Raw genomic sequence first — 15,987 nt, forward strand, 5'->3', positions numbered from 1 at the left:
AGAGGGGGATGTTGCCGTGCTTCTTGGGGGGCAGGGTCTCGCGTTTGGTGCGCAGGGTCCGCAGCGCGCGGACGATCTGCACGCGGGTCTGTGACGGCTGGATCACCGCGTCGACGTAGCCGCGTTCGGCCGCGATGTACGGGTTGGCGAGCGTGTCCTCGTACTCGGTGACGAGCTCGGCCCGCAGCGCCGCTGGATCGTCCGCATCGGACAGCGCACCGCGGTGCAGGATGTTCACCGCGCCCTGCGCGCCCATCACCGCGATCTGCGCGGTCGGCCACGCGAAGTTGAGGTCGGCGCCGAGGTGCTTGGAGCCCATCACGTCGTACGCGCCGCCGTACGCCTTACGGGTGATGACAGTGACCTTCGGGACCGTGGCCTCCGCGTACGCGTAGATGAGCTTGGCGCCGCGCCGGATGATCCCCTCCCACTCCTGACCCGTACCGGGCAGGAAACCAGGAACGTCCACAAAGGTCAAAACCGGGATGTTGAACGCGTCGCAGGTGCGCACGAAACGGGCCGCCTTCTCCGACGCGGCGATATCAAGGCAGCCAGCGAAATGCATCGGCTGGTTGGCGACCACACCGACCGGATGCCCCTCGACCCGACCAAAGCCGACCACAATGTTCTGCGCGTACAGCGCATGCACCTCCAGGAACTCACCATCGTCCAACACATGCTCGACAACCCGGTGCATGTCATACGGCTGATTGGCCGAGTCGGGAATCAGCGTGTCCAACACCAGGTCCTCCTCACCAACATCCAAAAAGGACGGGGCGGGGAACGCCGGCGCGTCGTCCATATTGTTCGACGGCAGGTACGACAGCAGCGCCTTGACGTAGTCGATCGCGTCCTCCTCGTCCGTGCCGAGGTAGTGCGCGTTGCCGGAACGAGTGTTATGGGTACGGGCACCGCCCAACTCCTCGAAGCCCACATCCTCACCGGTGACCGTCTTGATGACATCCGGGCCCGTGATGAACATGTGCGAGGTCTGATCGACCATCACCGTGAAATCGGTAACCGCGGGAGAGTAGACCGCCCCGCCCGCACACGGCCCCATCACCAGCGAAATCTGCGGGATCACACCGGAAGCCCGCACGTTACGGAAAAAGATCTCCCCATACAGACCCAGGCTGACCACACCCTCCTGGATCCGCGCACCACCGGAGTCGTTGATACCGACCACCGGACACCCGGTCTTCATCGCCAAATCCATCACCTTGACGATCTTCTCGCCGAACACCTCCCCCAACGACCCACCAAAGACCGTGAAATCCTGCGCGAACACACACACCGGCCGCCCATCGACCGTGCCATAACCAGTCACCACACCATCGCCATACGGCCGGGTCCTATCCAACCCGAACGCCGTCGAACGATGCCGAGCCAACCCATCCAACTCCACAAACGAACCCTCATCCAACAGCATCGCGACCCGCTCACGCGCCGTCCTCTTCCCCCGCGCATGCTGCTTCTCCACAGCCCGAACCGAACCCGCATGCACCGCCTCATCCACCCGACGCGAAAGGTCGGCGAGCTTACCCGCGGTGGTGTGGAGATCCGGCGCTACGACTACCTCGACCATGAGCCAGACATTTCCCGTCTTCGTGAGTCGTCAAGAGTCTTCGTGAACCGTCAAGAGGATGTGCGTCGAAGACCGCACCTCGCTATTTACGCTTGCGGATCTCTTCGGCCGCCTGTGGCACGACCTTGAACAGGTCGCCGACGATGCCGTAGTCGGCGAGTTCGAAGATCGGCGCTTCAGCGTCCTTGTTGACCGCCACGATCGTCTTCGAGGTTTGCATGCCGGCGCGGTGCTGAATGGCGCCGGAGATCCCTAACGCGATGTACAGCTGCGGCGACACCGTCTTGCCGGTCTGCCCGACCTGGAACTGGTGCGGGTAGAAGCCCGAGTCGACCGCGGCCCGGGACGCGCCGACCGCGCCGCCGAGCAGATCGGCAAGCTCCTCGACCAGCTTGAAGTTGTCCTCGCTGCCCACGCCACGGCCGCCGGAGACGACCACCGACGCCTCGGTGAGCTCGGGCCGTGCCCCCTTGGGCTCGACCTTCCGCTCGACCACCCGGGCCAGCTTCGCCGAGTCGCCGACCGCGACCTCCAGCGGCGACACCTCGGCCGTCGCCGGGGCGGCGGCCGGGGTGAGCGAGTTGGGGCGCACGGTGACCAGCGGCAGCCCGCGGGTCACCTGGGACTTCACGATCGTGGAGCCGGCGAACACCGTCTGCGTCGCCGTGCCGTTGGCATCCAGCGCGGAGACGTCGGTGAGCAGCCCGTTGTCGAGCTTCACCGCGAGCCGGCCGGCGATCTCCTTGCCCTCCTGGGTGGAGCCGAGCAGCACCGCCGTGGGCTGCGCCGAACGCACCAGGTCGGCGAGCACAGCGGCCTTCGGCGCCACGAGGAAGCCCTGCAGGTCTTCGCTCTCGCCGGCGTAGACCTTCACCGCGCCGTACTCGCTCAGCCTGTCGACCAGCGGCGCGGCCGCACCGGGGCCACCGAGGACGACCGCCGCGGGCGTGCCCAACTCTCTGGCGAGAGTGAGCATCTCCAGGGTGACCTTCTTGACCTCGCCGCCGGAGTGCTCGACGACGACCAGAACCTCAGCCATTGAGCTCTCCTCAGACGAACTTCTCGGACGCGAGGAACTCGACCAGCCTGACGCCGCCCTCACCCTCGTCGTTGACCTTCTGCCCACCCGAACGCGGCGGCCGCTTGCTCTGCTCGACCACGGCCGAGGTGGCGCCCTCGATGCCCACCTCGCTCGCCGCGATGCCCAGATCGGCCAGCGAAACCGTCTGCACGGGCTTCTTCTTGGCCGCCATGATCCCCTTGAACGACGGATAGCGCGGCTCGTTGATCGTGTCCCACACCGAGACGACCGCGGGGGTCGAGGCAGCCACCACCTCGTACCCCTCCTCGGTCTGCCGCTCGATCGTGAGCGACGTGCCATCGACGGTGAGCTTGCGGGCACCGGTGAGAGCCGCGACGCCCAACCTTTCGGCCAGCATGTGCGGCATCACCTGCACCCGACCGTCGGTCGACTCCGCGCCGCAGAGCACGAGGTCGGGCTTCAGCGTGCCCAGCGCGGCCGCCAGCACCCTCGAGGTGGCCAGCGCGCACGAACCGTGCAGCGCGTCATCGAGCACGTGCACCGCCCGGTCCGGGCCCATCGACAACGCCTTACGGATCGACTCCGACGCGCCCGCCGGGCCCATCGTCAAGATCGTGACCTCGCCGCCGTGCGCCTCCTGGACCCGCAACGCCTCCTCGATGGCGTACTCGTCCATCTCGTTGATGACATTGCTCGCCGACCCGCGGTCGACCGTGTTGTCGTCACTGCGCAGGACGCGCTCCGCGCTGGAGTCGGGCACCTGCTTGACGAGTACGACGATATTCATCCACTCACCCGAGCCTCTCCTGTAACGGCGCGCCCACCCGCTGAAACTGGGTCGCAAAATCTGAGACTATGGCTCATACGTCATGATGTCCAGCGTTCGGCTGGAGGGAATGAGGAGGCATGGCCAGCTCACGGGAAGCGATCGCGGATGCCGCGTTCCGGCTCTTCAACACGACTGGCTACGACGCCACCAGCGCGGACGACATCGCCGCCGCCGCCGGTGTCAGCCGCAGCACCTTCTTCCGCTGGTACGGCTCAAAGGAAGCGGTCATCTTTCCCGACCACGAGAGCCTGCTGGCCGCCATCGGCAAGCGCCTGACGTCCTCCAGTGCGGAGTCGGCGATCGCGGCGGTCTCGGACGCGGTGCGGCTGGTCCTGTTCCACTACGTCTCCGAGGGCGAGCGGGCCCGCGAACGCTACCGACTCACCTCCACCGTCCCAGCGCTGCGCGAACGCGAGCTCGCCAGCACAGCCCGATACCAGCAGCTCTTCCGGCGATTCATCAGCGCCTGGGGCGATCGCTCCGAGTCCTCGGAGCTACGCGCGGAACTCATGGCCGCATCCGTCGTCGCCGCACACAATCGTGTGCTGCGGCGATGGCTACGCCGCGAGTGCACCGACCCACAGCTCGAAATCGACGCCGCCCTCGCCACCGTGCACCACCTGTTCGAAGACCGATCGGGATCCGCTCCCGCCGCCATCCTGATCGTCCAAGAAGGACTGTCGCTGCAAGCCGTCGAAAACACGGTACGAAAAGCCCTCCGCGACCAACTTCAGCCCGGCGGCCCATCCGATAGCACGAAGGTGTAGATCCGCACCAGGAAGACCTGGAGCATCGCTGCCACACGGGCCACTGTCGCGAAGGGTGGTCGCGTCAGCCCATGCGGGCCTGCCCGATGACGCCAGTCGGCGATGAGGTCGGCCAGCGAGCGGACCTCCTTCTCTGGCCGTGTCGAGACGTGGCGGCGCGGATGCCAGGGTCAGCACGCCGTCGCGGGCAGGGAGACTGGCCGCCCTTGGGAATCCCGCCCAACCGCCCGCAACGGGCACTTGAGCACCCCCCGTTCACCCCCGAAAACCCTGCCAACCGATGACCATCCCCGACAACAGTCACCCACCAGAATCTTGCGTTTTCCCAGCTCAGCAGTGTCCAATGACGAGCGTTGAAAGACAAACGAAAGGCAGCGTTGACACCTCCGACAGTGTGGGTTCGAATCCCACCCGGGGGGCACGACCTGCCAGGGCGGTCCGGTCCGGCTCGCCGGCGCGCCGACCCGTGCCGCGGGTGGCGTCGCTTGAGAAAGACGTGGTGTCGCGACGCTTCCCGGCCCACTGGCCGGCGACACGCGGGGGGCGAGGTTGACATACAAGTCACGACTTATTTATCGTCCCGAAAAGTGGGCGACCTGTACAAACGCACACCCGTCCCCAATCCTCGACCATCTGCCGGAGCGCAGCGGCAAGGGACTCACCGCGAGGGGCACGGTAGACATTCATCGACCCCGGACACATCCCCCATTCCGCGGACCTACAAGCGTTAGGAGCTCAAACCAATGCGCATCGGACACCTAAGCGTCTACGTCGACGACCAAGACAAGGCCCTGGACTTCTACACCAGCGTGCTCGGCTTCGTAAAGAAAACCGAGATCCCAGCCGGCGACTTCCGCTGGCTGACAGTAGTGTCGCCGGAAGACCCCGACGGCGCGGAACTGGTGCTCGAGCCCGACCAACACCCAGCCGCACAGACCTACAAGCGAGCACTCTACGACGACGGCATCCCATTCACCGTCCTCACCGTCAAGGACGTGACCGCCGAGTACGAACGGCTCCGCACAGCCGGCGTACGATTCACCCAGGAGCCGACGGTCACGGGCCCGGTAACCGTCGCCGTCCTCGACGACACCTGCGGCAACCTGCTGCAAATCGCGGCACAGAACAGCTGACACCCCGCGCGACGGCACCACCGGCACCAAGCGGCCCCGGAGCCGGATCAGGGCCACCCGCCGGCGTCGGCTCAGCCCTCCCGCCAAGCAGCACCCACCGCCACCCACTCCGCGCCAGCGAGCTCCCACAACCGCTGCACCTCGATCGACAACTCGTCGGGCAAGTCGTCCCCGGCCAGCTCACCGCGCAGATACGCATCCAAGCGGCAGAACCCATGATCCCAACCAGGCGCGAACCGGCCGAGATTTGCCAGCCAGAAGTCGTCGTCGAAGGGAAGCACGGCAGTGTGCCTGAGCCCAACCAGCGTCGACTCCTCGCCATCACCCTCGGCCGTGAGCCGCACCTCCAGGTCGGACGAGCCACCGCCGTCGTACTCCCAAGTAACCACCAGCAGATTGGGCCGATCACACGTCCGGATCTCGCCACCCGCATTCCCCACCAACTGATACTTACCGCCCAGGCGAAGGTCACCACTGACCGGATAGAACCAGCGCTCAAGCCGGACCGGGTCGGTCACCGCCTCCCAGACATCCTCGACAGGCGCGCCGAAGGAACGACGCAGCAACACCAAGCGGGACCGACCCGCGCCGGTGTCCTCGGCTCCCAGCCCACGGTGAACGGTCCTCAGCCAACCAAGCTGGCCGAACCCACACAGACCGATGCGGTCCGCCATGCCGCACGGCACCCTCCACGGCTACGTAAGCCTGGCCCAGAACCCTGGACGCCCTCGACGCTATCCTCCGCAACTGGCCAACTGACACCCGATGCCCGCACCTCGGCCGTCGTTCAGCCGCCGGCCTTGGGACGTGTTCCGCCCAGCGAGGCGGAGACCGGCCGGCCGACAACGCCCTGTGGCGCATCGCCCTGGCCCGCGCGGCGTGGCCGTGGCGGACCAACCGGGCCAGGTGCGCTGCCTCCGCAGTAGCGGGCCCGGCTAATCTGCTCATCATGTCCGATGGGCGCCGGCGGATTCCCCTTGCCGTCCTTTTCGGGGTTGTGGCCGCCGGCGTCGGCGTTGCGGGGTACCTTCTGTGGCTTCGGCGTCCCGAACACGCCGCCGCCACCCAGACCCTCACGGCCGTGTTGGCGCTGGCCATATCGGCCCTGCCCTGGCTGTGGCAGCGGCTGCGGCGCCGGCCGGCCTCCCCGGAACTGGTTGACCGCGCGGTCGAGCGGCTAGCCGTGGCCGTAGGGATCCGCGTCGGATTCGAAGTGGAGCAACGCGGGCTGCACTTCCCTACGCCGATCCCGCTGGACTGGCAGTGGTCGGACCGCGGGGTCGGCTCCGCAAGGCACGTCGCGGCCACGCCGGTGTGGACAGCGCAGCACCCGCCCGCCGTGCCGGGGATCAGCACAGTGGAGCCGGACGACCTCGACGGCGGGAACCTGGCGGATCTGCACCGGGTATACGGCGGCGTGGCCTCGGGGCGGGTGGTGCTGCTGGGCGACGCCGGAGCGGGCAAGACCAGCGCCGCGCTGCTGCTGGTGCAGCGGGCACTGGCACACCGCGACACCCTGCCCGATGCCGACCGGACCAGCACCCCGGTACCGGTGATGCTGACCCTGCACGGCTGGAACCCGGGCGATCAGGACGCGTTGTCCTGGGCCGCGTCCGGGTTGCTGCGCGACTATCCCTTCCTGCGTTCGACCGAGTTCGGGCCGGCGGTGGTCCACGAACTGCTGGCGACCGGCCGCGTCGCCCTCGTCCTCGATAGCCTCGACGTGCTGCCGCAGCGGTTGCGCCCGGCCGCCCTGCGAAAGCTGAACTCGCTGACGGCACAGCGGATCATCGTGCTCAGCCGTCGCGACGAGATGAGAGACGTAGTCACCAACCAGGGCCTGCTGTTCGCAGCGGCGACCCTCGAGCTCAAGTCGCCCACGGCGGCACAGGCCGCGGACTATCTGGAAAGCTGTCACGCCGGCCCTGCGCCACCGGCCTGGCAGCGGCTGCTGCGGCGCCTGCGCGGCGGATCTCGTGACGGCCTCACCAGGACCCTGACCACCACCCCGCTGATGCTCAGCCTGGTCCGCGACCTGTATGGGCGCGGCGACCTGCTCGGCGACCTGCTCGGCTCGGGCCGTCGCACCCGCAAGGCGGTCGAGGAGTACCTGCTCGACGCCATCCTGCCCAACGCCTACTCCCCGGATCCCGCCACCGACGGCCCGCCGCCGCGGTACACGGTCGACCAAGCGCGGCACTGGCTCGGCCGGCTCGCCCGACGGATGGACGAGGCGAACGATCGCGACCTGGCCTGGTGGCGCCTCGCCCGCTGGGTACCTACCTTTCCCCAGTTCGCCATGACGCTCATCATCGCGGGGACGATCGGCACGCTCATCGGCATCGGCGACAGCATCGGCGCCATCCCCACCCCGATCGCGGCCGGCATCGTCGGCGGGTTGATCTTCGGCATGCCCACCGGTCTGCTCACCCACCACGCCGGCGACCTGATGTTCGGCCGGCCCACCGACGAGCCTCGCGCGTGGGCTTTCCACCGGCTGCGCGCGCTGGCCGCCCCTACCGCCATCCTGCTGTGGCCGCTGCTGGCCGGTGCGGAGTTCGCCCTCGCACGGCTGCGGTTCACCTTCGTTGCAGCGCCCGGCGAGCAGGTGCCCAGCCCGGTCCACACGATGGTCACCGCCGCGGTCTTCGCCTTGGCGCTGTTGGTCGCGTACGCGGCGGCCCGACCGACCGGCACCGACCTGAGCGTCCTGGACCCGTTGACCTGCTGGCGGCGAGACCTCAGCTACGGGCTGCTGGTCGGGGCGGTGGTAGGGCTGGGCTGGACTCTCGTCAGCGGAGTGCCGTCAGCCCGCAGGCTCGCCTTCAGCGTGGCGTTCGGCCTTGGGTTCGGAGTGACGATGTCCCGAGTGTGGCGAGCGTTTCTGGTCTCCATCTGGCTGCGCGTGACCGGCGACGGTCCACTGCGGCTGTTGCGCTTCCTGGAGGACGCCCGGAGCAAGCACGTCCTGCGCGCCGTCGGCCCGCGGTACCAGTTCCGGCATGCCCGCCTACAGGACCGCCTCGCGACCCAGACCGCACCACCCCGCCAGTGAGCACACCACTGCCGGCACGTGCGGCGGCCGCCGGCGCTTGGCACCGCTCAAGCTCGGGCTTTGTACCAGGTTCTTGGTTCCGAGTGCAGGCAATGGATGTCGCGCCAGTGGCCTCGGCGGTTGCGCACCACCCGAATAGCCACCGATCTACACCTCGACGTGATGACCTACCAGCGGACCGAAGACCCCCACACCACGCGTCGATTGCGCGCCCTGCTGGTCGACGAAGTACTCGACTCCGAGTGCTTCAACTACCGCGAAATCTTCGACCGGATGATGGCCGGCGAACCGGTGTTCCGGACGGGCCGCACACCACCGCAACACCACACGCCCGACCGATAGAACACCCAGAACAGCCGTGCCGCCCGCCGTGCGGGAGCCTCATCAACGGGTCGGGCAGGATCAAGTGCTACGGCCCCCATCGCCTACCCGGCCGAGTGTTGATCAGGATCGTAGAGCGTCTGCTGCACGACCCGTCCGTTCGATGAACATGACTGCATCCCGGCTCGGCGTCGATTTCGGGACGTCGCATACGGTGGCCGCGTTGCTCGGCTCCGACGGGCGGGTTCGTCCGCTGCTGTTCGATGGGTCGCCGCTGCTGGTCTCGGCGGTGTACGCCGGGCCGGCCGGCCTGCTGACCGGCGTGGACGCGTTGCGCGCGGCAGCATCGTCGCCAGCGCCGGAAACGACGGCACGGCTCGGCTGTGGGACAACGTCGGCAGATGGCCCCACCCGCGTCCGTCACCCCCGTAGCACCGCGAGCGGCGGGCAATGCCGCGATCGGGCCCGCTGCGGCGCGAGCCGCGGAGCGCGGTGCCGGCCTGCGGGAGCTGTGACCAAAAGGACCACAACGCACTCTCCGTCCGAAAGGGTGACCGGGGTCACTGGCTCTCGCAGGATGCCCGTAACGCGTGCGCAACCTCCCTGACGCGTACGGACGGACAGGAGCGACCTGCGGTGACGACGAAGATTCCGCGTGCCCGGCTGCGGGCCGGCGCGCTCGCCTTGGCCACATCCCTTCCCTTCGCCCTCGGCGCGGTCGGCTGCGCCGAGGGAGGCAACGACGTGGGTACCTCCGGCGAGCAGAAGACGGTGGAGTATCCGACCAGCGCGATCCGTATCATGGCGCCGGCCGCGCCCGGCGGCGGCTGGGACCTGACCGCACGGACCATGCAGAAGGCGCTCAAGGACGGCGGTCTCAGTGCGCAGCCGGTCGAGGTGGACAACGTGACTGGTGCGGCCGGTACGGTCGGGCTGGCGCAGTTGGTCAGCAAGCACAACGCCGACCCGCACCGGCTGATGATCACGGGGCTGGTGATGGTGGGCGGGGTGGTGACGAACAAGTCGGCGGTCAACCTCACCCAGACCACGCCGATCGCGACGCTCACCGCCGAGGCCGAGGTCGTCGTGGTGCCGAGCGGGTCGAAGTACAAGACTCTGCAGGACCTGGTGGCAGACTTCAAGGCCAACCCGACCGCGATCAAGTGGGGCGGCGGCTCGGCCGGCGGCACCGACCAGATCCTGATCGGATTGCTCGCGAAGGCCGCCGGCGTGGATCCGAAGCAGGCCAAGTACATCCCGTACTCCGGCGGCGGCGAGACCAAGGCGGCGCTCCTCTCCGGCGACCTGGGCGTGGGCGTCTCCAGCGTCAGCGAGTTCAAGGAGTTGGTGAAGTCCGGGCAGCTGCGGGCGCTCGCGGTGTCCGGCGCGTCCGGTGTGGACGCGGGCGCCGGCACCCCGGCACCGACCATCAAGGACGCCGGCTACCCGGTCGAGCTGATGAACTGGCGCGGCGTCGTGGCCCCGCCCGGGCTGAGCGACGCGCAGCGGCAGGCTGTGGTGTCCATGGTGGACAAGCTGCACTCCTCGCCGGCGTGGAAGGACGCGCTGACCCAGCAGGGCTGGGACGACTTTTACAAGAGCGGCGAGGAGGCGAAGGTCTTCTTCGACGCGGAGACCACCCGGATCACGGCGGTGCTGACCGAGATCGGCCTGGCCGGGGCATGACCGCGCTCACCCACGAACGTCCGGAGGGGACGGTGCCCCCCGCCGCCCCCGGCGGGCGCCCCCTCGGCCCGCGGATCACCGCCGCGGTGGTAGTGCTCGCCGGCGCCGGGCTGCTCGTACGGGCGATCCGCGACGCGGCCCAGTCCGGCGTCACAGTGGACGGTCCACGGCTGGCTCCACTCATCGTCACCGGCGGTTGGGTGGTGCTCGCGGCGGCGTACACCATCCAGACATGGGCCGGAAAATACACCGAGGCGGAGCGCGTCGAGCGGGCGCCGCGGGCGTCCTGGCTCGTTCCGGCCGGTCTGCTGGCCGCGCTGGTCGGGTACGCGCTGGTACTGGAGTACACAGTGGTCGGTTACGTGCCGGCGACCGCGGCGTTCTTCGTGGCCGCCGCCCGGCTGCTCGGTGACCGCCCGGTGCGCGCGGTGATCCTTCGCGACGTAGTGGTGGCGCTGGGGCTGTCGTTCGCGATCTACCTGGCGTTCACGCGGTTTCTCGACATCCAGCTGCCGGCGGGAGTGCTGCCGCTATGAGCGCGCTGCTGGACGGCTTCGCCGCGGTGCTCACCCCGGAAAACCTGCTCTTCGCCGTCATCGGCGTCACCGTCGGCACGCTCGTCGGCGTGCTGCCCGGCATCGGGCCAGCGCTGACGATCGCGCTGCTGCTGCCGCTGACCTTCAACCTGGACTCGCCGACCGGGGCGCTGATCATGTTCGCGGGCATCTACGCCGGCGCCATGTACGGCGGCTCCACCACCTCGATCCTGCTCAACACGCCGGGCGAATCCGCGTCGGTGGCGACCTCCATCGAGGGGTACCAGATGGCCCGCCGCGGCCGGGCCCGGGCGGCGCTCGCGACGGCGGCGATCGGGTCCTTCGTGGCCGGTACCATCTCGACGGTCCTGCTGAGCGTGCTCGCCGCGCCGATGGCGAGGTTCGCCGTGATGTTCCGGGCCGCCGACTACTTCGCCCTCGCGGTGCTCGCGCTGGTCGCGGTGACCGCACTTGTCGGCCGGTCGATGGTGCGCGGGCTGCTCTCACTCACGCTCGGTCTGTTTCTCGGCCTGGTCGGGATCGACTCGCTGACCGGCCAGGCACGGTTCACGTTCGGGTCGGTCAACCTGCTCGACGGCGTCAACATCGTGGTGGTCATCGTCGGGCTCTTCGCGATCGGCGAGACACTCCACCTGGCCAGCCGGCCGACCGACGTACCGTCCACAGTGGCCCCGCTCGAACCGCCGCGTGGCTTCGCCTGGCTCACCCGGGAGGACTGGCGCCGCTCGTGGCGGCCGTGGCTGCGCGGCACCGCGCTGGGCTTTCCGTTCGGCGCGCTGCCGTCGGGCGGGGCGGAGCTGCCCACGTTCCTGTCGTACACGTACGAGTCGCGGCGCTCCCCGCACCGCGACGAGTTCGGCACGGGCGCCATCGAGGGGGTCGCCGGTCCGGAGGCGGCCAACAACGCGTCGTTCTCCGGGGTGCTGGTGCCGCTGCTCACGCTCGGCATCCCCACCTCGGCTACCGCCGCGGTGATGCTGGCCGCGTTTCAGATCTTCAACGTGCAGCCCGGGCCCGACCTCTTCGACGAGGGCGGCGCGCTGGTGTGGGCACTGATCGCCTCGCTGTACGTCGGCAACGTGCTGCTGCTCCTGCTCAACCTCCCGCTGATCCGGCTGTGGGTGAAGGTACTGCGGATCCCGCGGCCGGTGCTGTACGCGTCGATCCTGGTCTTCGCGACCCTCGGCGTGTACGCCGTCTCCGGCAGCGTCTTCCAGGTGCTGCTGGCGTACGCGATCGGCGTGGCCGGCTTCTTCATGCGCCGCTACGACTTCCCGATCGCGCCGGTGATCCTCGGGCTCATCCTGGGACCGATGATGGAGGAACAGTTCCGGCGGGCGCTGAGTCTGTCCAATGGGGACTTCGGCGTGTTCGTGAGCCGCCCGCTGACGGTGGTTCTGCTGTCCCTCGCGGTGCTGGCACTGGTCGTGCCGTACGCCCCGCGGCTGCTCGCCCATGGCCGCGCTGACCGGGTGCCGGCGAAGGTCACGCTCGGCGAAGACGATTAGGGCGAGCCGAGCCAGTGGTAGCGGCGCTCCGGGCGGCCGGTGCCGCCGTAGCGCAGCCGGACCTGGGCCTTGCCGGCGGCCACGAAGTACTCCAGGTAGCGGCGGGTGCTGACCCGCGACAGCCCGGCCCGTTCGGCGCACTCGGCCGCGGACAGGTCGGCGTCGCAGTCGCGCAGCACCCGCCCGACCAGCGCGGCCGTCGGCGGCGTGAGCCCCTTGGGGAGGCTGACCTGGGCCGGCCGCAGCGCGCCGAAGAGCCGGTCGACGTCGTCCTGCCCAACCTCCCCACGCGCGGCGAGCTGGCGGTGGGCCGCAGTGTACCGCGCCAGGTGCTCGCGGAGCGTGTCGAACGTGAACGGCTTGATCAGGTAGTGCACCACCCCGCCGCGCAGTGCGGTGCGCACCGTGTCCACGTCGCGGGCGGCCGTCACGGCCATCACGTCGGCCTCGACCGGTCCGTCGCGGAGGCCGCGGAGCACGTCCAGGCCGGACATGTCGGGCAGGTAGATGTCGAGCAGGACCAGATCGGGGCGGAGGCGGGTGACCTCGGTGAGTGCCTCGGCGCCGGTATGCGCGCTGCCGACCACCTCGAAGCCCGGCACCCGGGCGACGAAGCCCGCGTGCACCTTCGCCACCATGAAGTCGTCGTCGACCACGAGCACCCGGATCACGACCGCACCGCCGTGGCGAGAGGCAACCGCGTGGTGAACGTCGAGCCATCCACCGCCACCGACCCGCCGCGCCGGACGCAGACCAGGTGGATCAGGGCCAGGCCGAGGCCGTGGTGCTCGACCTTGGTCGTGTACCCCTGCGCGAACACCTCCTGGGCCAGCTCCGCCGCGATCCCCGGGCCTGAGTCCCGGACCACGACGACGACATCGTCACCGTCCACGGCGGCCGAGACCTCGACCCACCCGCCGGCGCCGACCGAGTCGAACGCGTTGTCGACGAGGTTGCCGACCACCGTCACCAGGTCGGCCGAGAGCGCGTCGTCGACCTCGGGCAGGACCGAGCGCGCCGACACGCGCAGCTCGATGCCCTGCTCCGAGGCGAGGCTGGACTTCGCGATCAGCAGCGCGGCGAGTGCCGGATCCGGCACCCGGGAGGTGATGTCGCTGGTCAGCTTGGCCAGCGACCGGCTGGCCCGGCTGATGTACCGGGTGACCTCGTCGAACTCGCCCAGCTCGATCAGCCCCGCGATCGTGTGCAGCCGGTTCGTGAACTCGTGCGCCTGCGCCCGCAGCGTGTCGGTGGTGTGCCGGCTCAAGTCGAGCTCGCGCTGGAGGGCGGTCAGCTCGGTACGATCGCGCAGCGTGGTCACCGCGCCGACCTGCCGGCCCCGCAGCATTACCGGCATCCGGTTGAGCACCAGCACCCGGCCGGCGCGCAGGCCGATCTGGTCGGCCCCGGCGGCCTCGCCGGTCAGCACGTCGAGCAGCCGCGGCTCGAGCGTGAGCGTGTGCAGCGACCGGCCGACCGCGTCTTCGGGCAGGTCGAGCAGGCGGATCGCCTCGTCGTTGACCAGCGTTACCCGGTCGGCGGCGTCGCTTCCCAGCACACCCTCGCGGATACCGTGCAGCATGGCCTCGCGCTGCTCGACCAGTCCGGTGATCTCGCGCGGCTCCAGGCCGAGCGTCTGCCGCTTGACCCAGCGGGCCAGCAGCCACGACCCGAGCACCCCGAGCGCCGCGCCCAGCAGCAGGTACGTCAGCAGGTCGGTCGCGGCGTCGGCGAGCTGCTCCGGCCACGTCGGGTACTGCTGTCCGACCGCGACCAGCCCGACCAGCTCGCGCCCCTCGTCGAGCACCGGCACGTGGGCGACCAGCGCGTCGCCGACCACGCCGACCCAGGACTTTCCGGAACGGACCGTGCTCACGCCGAGCGGCACCGGGCGGCTGCGGTCCAGACCGGTGAGCAGCGTCCCGCCTGAGTCGGCGATCAGCACGAAGGAGGCGCCGGAGACGCTGCGGGCCGCCTCCGCCTCGGCCGAGAGGCGCTCGAAGTTGACTGACGCCTCAGCCAGCTCCTGCCGTACCGTCGCGTTGGCCGCCACCGTCTCGGCGACGGACCGCAGCTGGCGCCCCTCGCCGGACCGAAATCGGGCGTCGGCCTGGGCCACCGAGACGGCCGCGACCGCGCCGACGACCAGCAGCACGATGCCGAGCTGGAGCAGCAGGAACTGCCGGGCGAGCGAGAGCCGCCACGGGCGGCGGCGTGGGCTGGTGCGCAACATGGTGGAAACAGCAAACTGCCAGGACGGGCACGAAGGCAAGGGGGTGGCATGCGGCGCCGCACACTGATGGCCGCGGCCGCCGCGCTGACGGTCGGCGGCTGCGGCGATCAGTGGTCCGGACCCGCCGACCTGCGAATCATGGTGCCCAACGCGCCCGACAGCGGGTACGACCTGACCGCTCGCACCGTCGCGCAGGCACTGGACGCGGCCGGGCTGGTCCGCGACCCGGAGGTGTTCAACCTGCCCGGGGCGAGCGGCACCGTCGGCCTGCAACGGCTGGTGTACGAGCGGGGCAACGGCGACCTGCTGATGCTGATGGGACTGGGCGTGGTCGGCGCGCAGCAGACCGAACGGGCGCGGGCGACACTCGGACAGACCACGCCCGTAGCGCGGCTCATCGAGGAACCCGCGCTCGTGGTGGTGCCGCAGGCATCGCGATACCGCACCTTCGCCGACCTCGTCGCCGCGTGGCGGGCCGATCCACGCGACACAGTCGCCGGCGGCGGCTCCAGCCCTGCCGGCCCGGACCACCTCGCGCTCATGCTGACCGCGAAGGGCATCGGCATCGCGCCTCCCCGAGTCCGCTACGCCAGCTTCGACGGCGGCGGTGACCTGCTCGCGGCCGTTTTCCGGGGCGACGTGGCGTTCGGCGTGTCCGGGCTGGGCGAGACCGCCGACCAGGTGCGCTCGGGTCAGCTGCGGGTGCTGGCGGTCACCAGCCCGGCACCGGTACCCGCCGTGGACGCGCCCACGCTCCGCGAGGCCGGCGCCGACGTCGTCTTCGCCAACTGGCGCGGGCTCGTCGCCCCACCCGGCCTCGACGACCGGGCCCAGGACACCCTGCACGGCACGGTCGAGCAACTGCACGGCTCGCACCCGTGGCGAGACGCGTTGTCCCGCAACGGCTGGACCGACGCCTACCTGGCCGGCGACGCGTTCGGCACCTTCATAGCGGCGGAAACGGCCCGGGTGACCGCCGTCCTCCACGACCTCGGCCTGCCCGCAGCCGGCTAGTGCGGTGGCCACCAACGTTCACCGGGTGACCGGCGGCCTTCGGCCGCTGGTCACCCGGGCCGGCGAAGCCGGCCAAGGTCAGTGGCCACCGCCCTGTTTCAAAAGAGTTGTCGAGGCGAGCCGGAGTCCAGGCGGCGATCCGGCAAGCCGGGCGCAAGGTCGCACACCGGTGTTGTATGCGGCCTTACGCCCGGCGCCGCCGGTCGTCGTCTGGACCCGGCGCAGCCCGGCAAGGATTTTCGAAACAGGGCCTAGCC

The 15,987-nt window shown here is 69.7% G+C and carries 14 protein-coding genes; 8 read left to right on the top strand and 6 right to left on the bottom strand.

The genetic code is table 11. From position 1 onward, the window contains the following. The 3 genes from RB614_RS11215 to RB614_RS11225 all read right to left on the bottom strand — a co-directional run. Positions 1–1,585, bottom strand: a 1,585-nt coding sequence (locus RB614_RS11215) for an acyl-CoA carboxylase subunit beta (RefSeq protein WP_308712364.1), incomplete at its 3' end; no start/stop codon positions are given. A gap of 82 nt (positions 1,586–1,667) precedes the next feature. After that, complete coding sequence (locus RB614_RS11220; RefSeq protein WP_308712365.1) at positions 1,668–2,624, bottom strand: electron transfer flavoprotein subunit alpha/FixB family protein; 957 nt, start codon at positions 2,622–2,624, stop codon at positions 1,668–1,670. A gap of 10 nt (positions 2,625–2,634) precedes the next feature. After that, the gene (locus tag RB614_RS11225; RefSeq protein ID WP_308712366.1) at positions 2,635–3,414 is read right to left on the bottom strand and encodes an electron transfer flavoprotein subunit beta/FixA family protein; all 780 of its coding nucleotides are present in this window, start codon (positions 3,412–3,414) and stop codon (positions 2,635–2,637) included. A 119-nt stretch (positions 3,415–3,533) separates the two neighbouring features. Between RB614_RS11225 and RB614_RS11230 the strand changes: the two genes are divergently transcribed. Together RB614_RS11230 and RB614_RS11235 are read left to right on the top strand one after the other, a co-directional pair. Continuing rightward, on the top strand, positions 3,534–4,223 hold the full coding sequence (locus RB614_RS11230; protein ID WP_308712367.1) for a TetR/AcrR family transcriptional regulator: 690 nt from the start codon (positions 3,534–3,536) through the stop codon (positions 4,221–4,223). 743 nt (positions 4,224–4,966) lie between these two features. After that, a complete protein-coding gene (locus RB614_RS11235) occupies positions 4,967–5,356 on the top strand; it encodes a VOC family protein (RefSeq protein ID WP_308712368.1) in 390 nt (129 codons plus the stop codon). Between the two features lie 71 nt (positions 5,357–5,427). On the opposite strand, the gene RB614_RS11240 is transcribed toward RB614_RS11235, so the two are convergent. Next, positions 5,428–6,030, bottom strand: a complete 603-nt coding sequence (locus RB614_RS11240) for an SRPBCC domain-containing protein (protein WP_308712369.1) — start codon at positions 6,028–6,030, stop codon at positions 5,428–5,430. 407 nt (positions 6,031–6,437) lie between these two features. On the opposite strand from RB614_RS11240, the gene RB614_RS11245 reads away from it, so the two are divergent. The 5 genes from RB614_RS11245 to RB614_RS11265 all read left to right on the top strand — a co-directional run bounded on the left by RB614_RS11245 (position 6,438) and on the right by RB614_RS11265 (position 12,483). Beyond that, positions 6,438–8,411: a hypothetical protein gene (locus RB614_RS11245; protein WP_308712370.1), complete on the top strand. Its 1,974-nt coding sequence runs from the start codon at positions 6,438–6,440 to the stop codon at positions 8,409–8,411. Positions 8,412–8,531: 120 nt separating this feature from the next. After that, entirely contained in the window at positions 8,532–8,753 is a 222-nt protein-coding gene (locus RB614_RS11250) for a hypothetical protein (RefSeq protein ID WP_308712371.1), read from the top strand. A gap of 615 nt (positions 8,754–9,368) precedes the next feature. Then, a complete protein-coding gene (locus RB614_RS11255; RefSeq protein ID WP_308712372.1) occupies positions 9,369–10,418 on the top strand; it encodes a Bug family tripartite tricarboxylate transporter substrate binding protein in 1,050 nt (349 codons plus the stop codon). Next, on the top strand, positions 10,415–10,954 hold the full coding sequence (locus RB614_RS11260) for a tripartite tricarboxylate transporter TctB family protein (RefSeq protein ID WP_308712373.1): 540 nt from the start codon (positions 10,415–10,417) through the stop codon (positions 10,952–10,954). Before RB614_RS11255 ends, RB614_RS11260 begins: the two co-directional genes overlap by 4 nt. Continuing rightward, on the top strand, positions 10,951–12,483 hold the full coding sequence (locus tag RB614_RS11265) for a tripartite tricarboxylate transporter permease (RefSeq protein WP_308712374.1): 1,533 nt from the start codon (positions 10,951–10,953) through the stop codon (positions 12,481–12,483). The genes RB614_RS11260 and RB614_RS11265 overlap by 4 nt, the downstream gene beginning before the upstream one ends. Here RB614_RS11265 and RB614_RS11270 read toward each other — a convergent pair. Both RB614_RS11270 and RB614_RS11275 read right to left on the bottom strand, forming a co-directional pair. Beyond that, on the bottom strand, positions 12,480–13,154 hold the full coding sequence (locus RB614_RS11270; RefSeq protein ID WP_308712375.1) for a response regulator: 675 nt from the start codon (positions 13,152–13,154) through the stop codon (positions 12,480–12,482). The genes RB614_RS11265 and RB614_RS11270 overlap by 4 nt on opposite strands. Further along, a complete protein-coding gene (locus tag RB614_RS11275) occupies positions 13,151–14,716 on the bottom strand; it encodes a sensor histidine kinase (protein WP_308712376.1) in 1,566 nt (521 codons plus the stop codon). Before RB614_RS11275 ends, RB614_RS11270 begins: the two co-directional genes overlap by 4 nt. 48 nt (positions 14,717–14,764) lie before the next feature. Here RB614_RS11275 and RB614_RS11280 point away from each other — a divergent pair, with 48 nt between their 5' ends. After that, positions 14,765–15,730 (top strand): Bug family tripartite tricarboxylate transporter substrate binding protein, encoded by a 966-nt coding sequence (locus RB614_RS11280; RefSeq protein WP_308712377.1) that lies wholly within the window; start codon positions 14,765–14,767, stop codon positions 15,728–15,730. The last annotated feature ends 257 nt before the right edge of the window (positions 15,731–15,987 follow it).

This window comes from Phytohabitans maris (genome assembly GCF_031085175.1).
GTDB lineage: Bacteria > Actinomycetota > Actinomycetes > Mycobacteriales > Micromonosporaceae > Phytohabitans > Phytohabitans maris.

Coding starts and splice junctions, on each gene's coding strand:
- RB614_RS11220 (WP_308712365.1), bottom strand. CDS start 2,624: ATGGCTGAGGTTCTGGTCGTCGTCGAGCACTCCGGCGGCGAGGTCAAG.
- RB614_RS11225 (WP_308712366.1), bottom strand. CDS start 3,414: ATGAATATCGTCGTACTCGTCAAGCAGGTGCCCGACTCCAGCGCGGAG.
- RB614_RS11230 (WP_308712367.1), top strand. CDS start 3,534: ATGGCCAGCTCACGGGAAGCGATCGCGGATGCCGCGTTCCGGCTCTTC.
- RB614_RS11235 (WP_308712368.1), top strand. CDS start 4,967: ATGCGCATCGGACACCTAAGCGTCTACGTCGACGACCAAGACAAGGCC.
- RB614_RS11240 (WP_308712369.1), bottom strand. CDS start 6,030: ATGGCGGACCGCATCGGTCTGTGTGGGTTCGGCCAGCTTGGTTGGCTG.
- RB614_RS11260 (WP_308712373.1), top strand. CDS start 10,415: ATGACCGCGCTCACCCACGAACGTCCGGAGGGGACGGTGCCCCCCGCC.
- RB614_RS11265 (WP_308712374.1), top strand. CDS start 10,951: ATGAGCGCGCTGCTGGACGGCTTCGCCGCGGTGCTCACCCCGGAAAAC.
- RB614_RS11275 (WP_308712376.1), bottom strand. CDS start 14,716: ATGTTGCGCACCAGCCCACGCCGCCGCCCGTGGCGGCTCTCGCTCGCC.
- RB614_RS11280 (WP_308712377.1), top strand. CDS start 14,765: ATGCGGCGCCGCACACTGATGGCCGCGGCCGCCGCGCTGACGGTCGGC.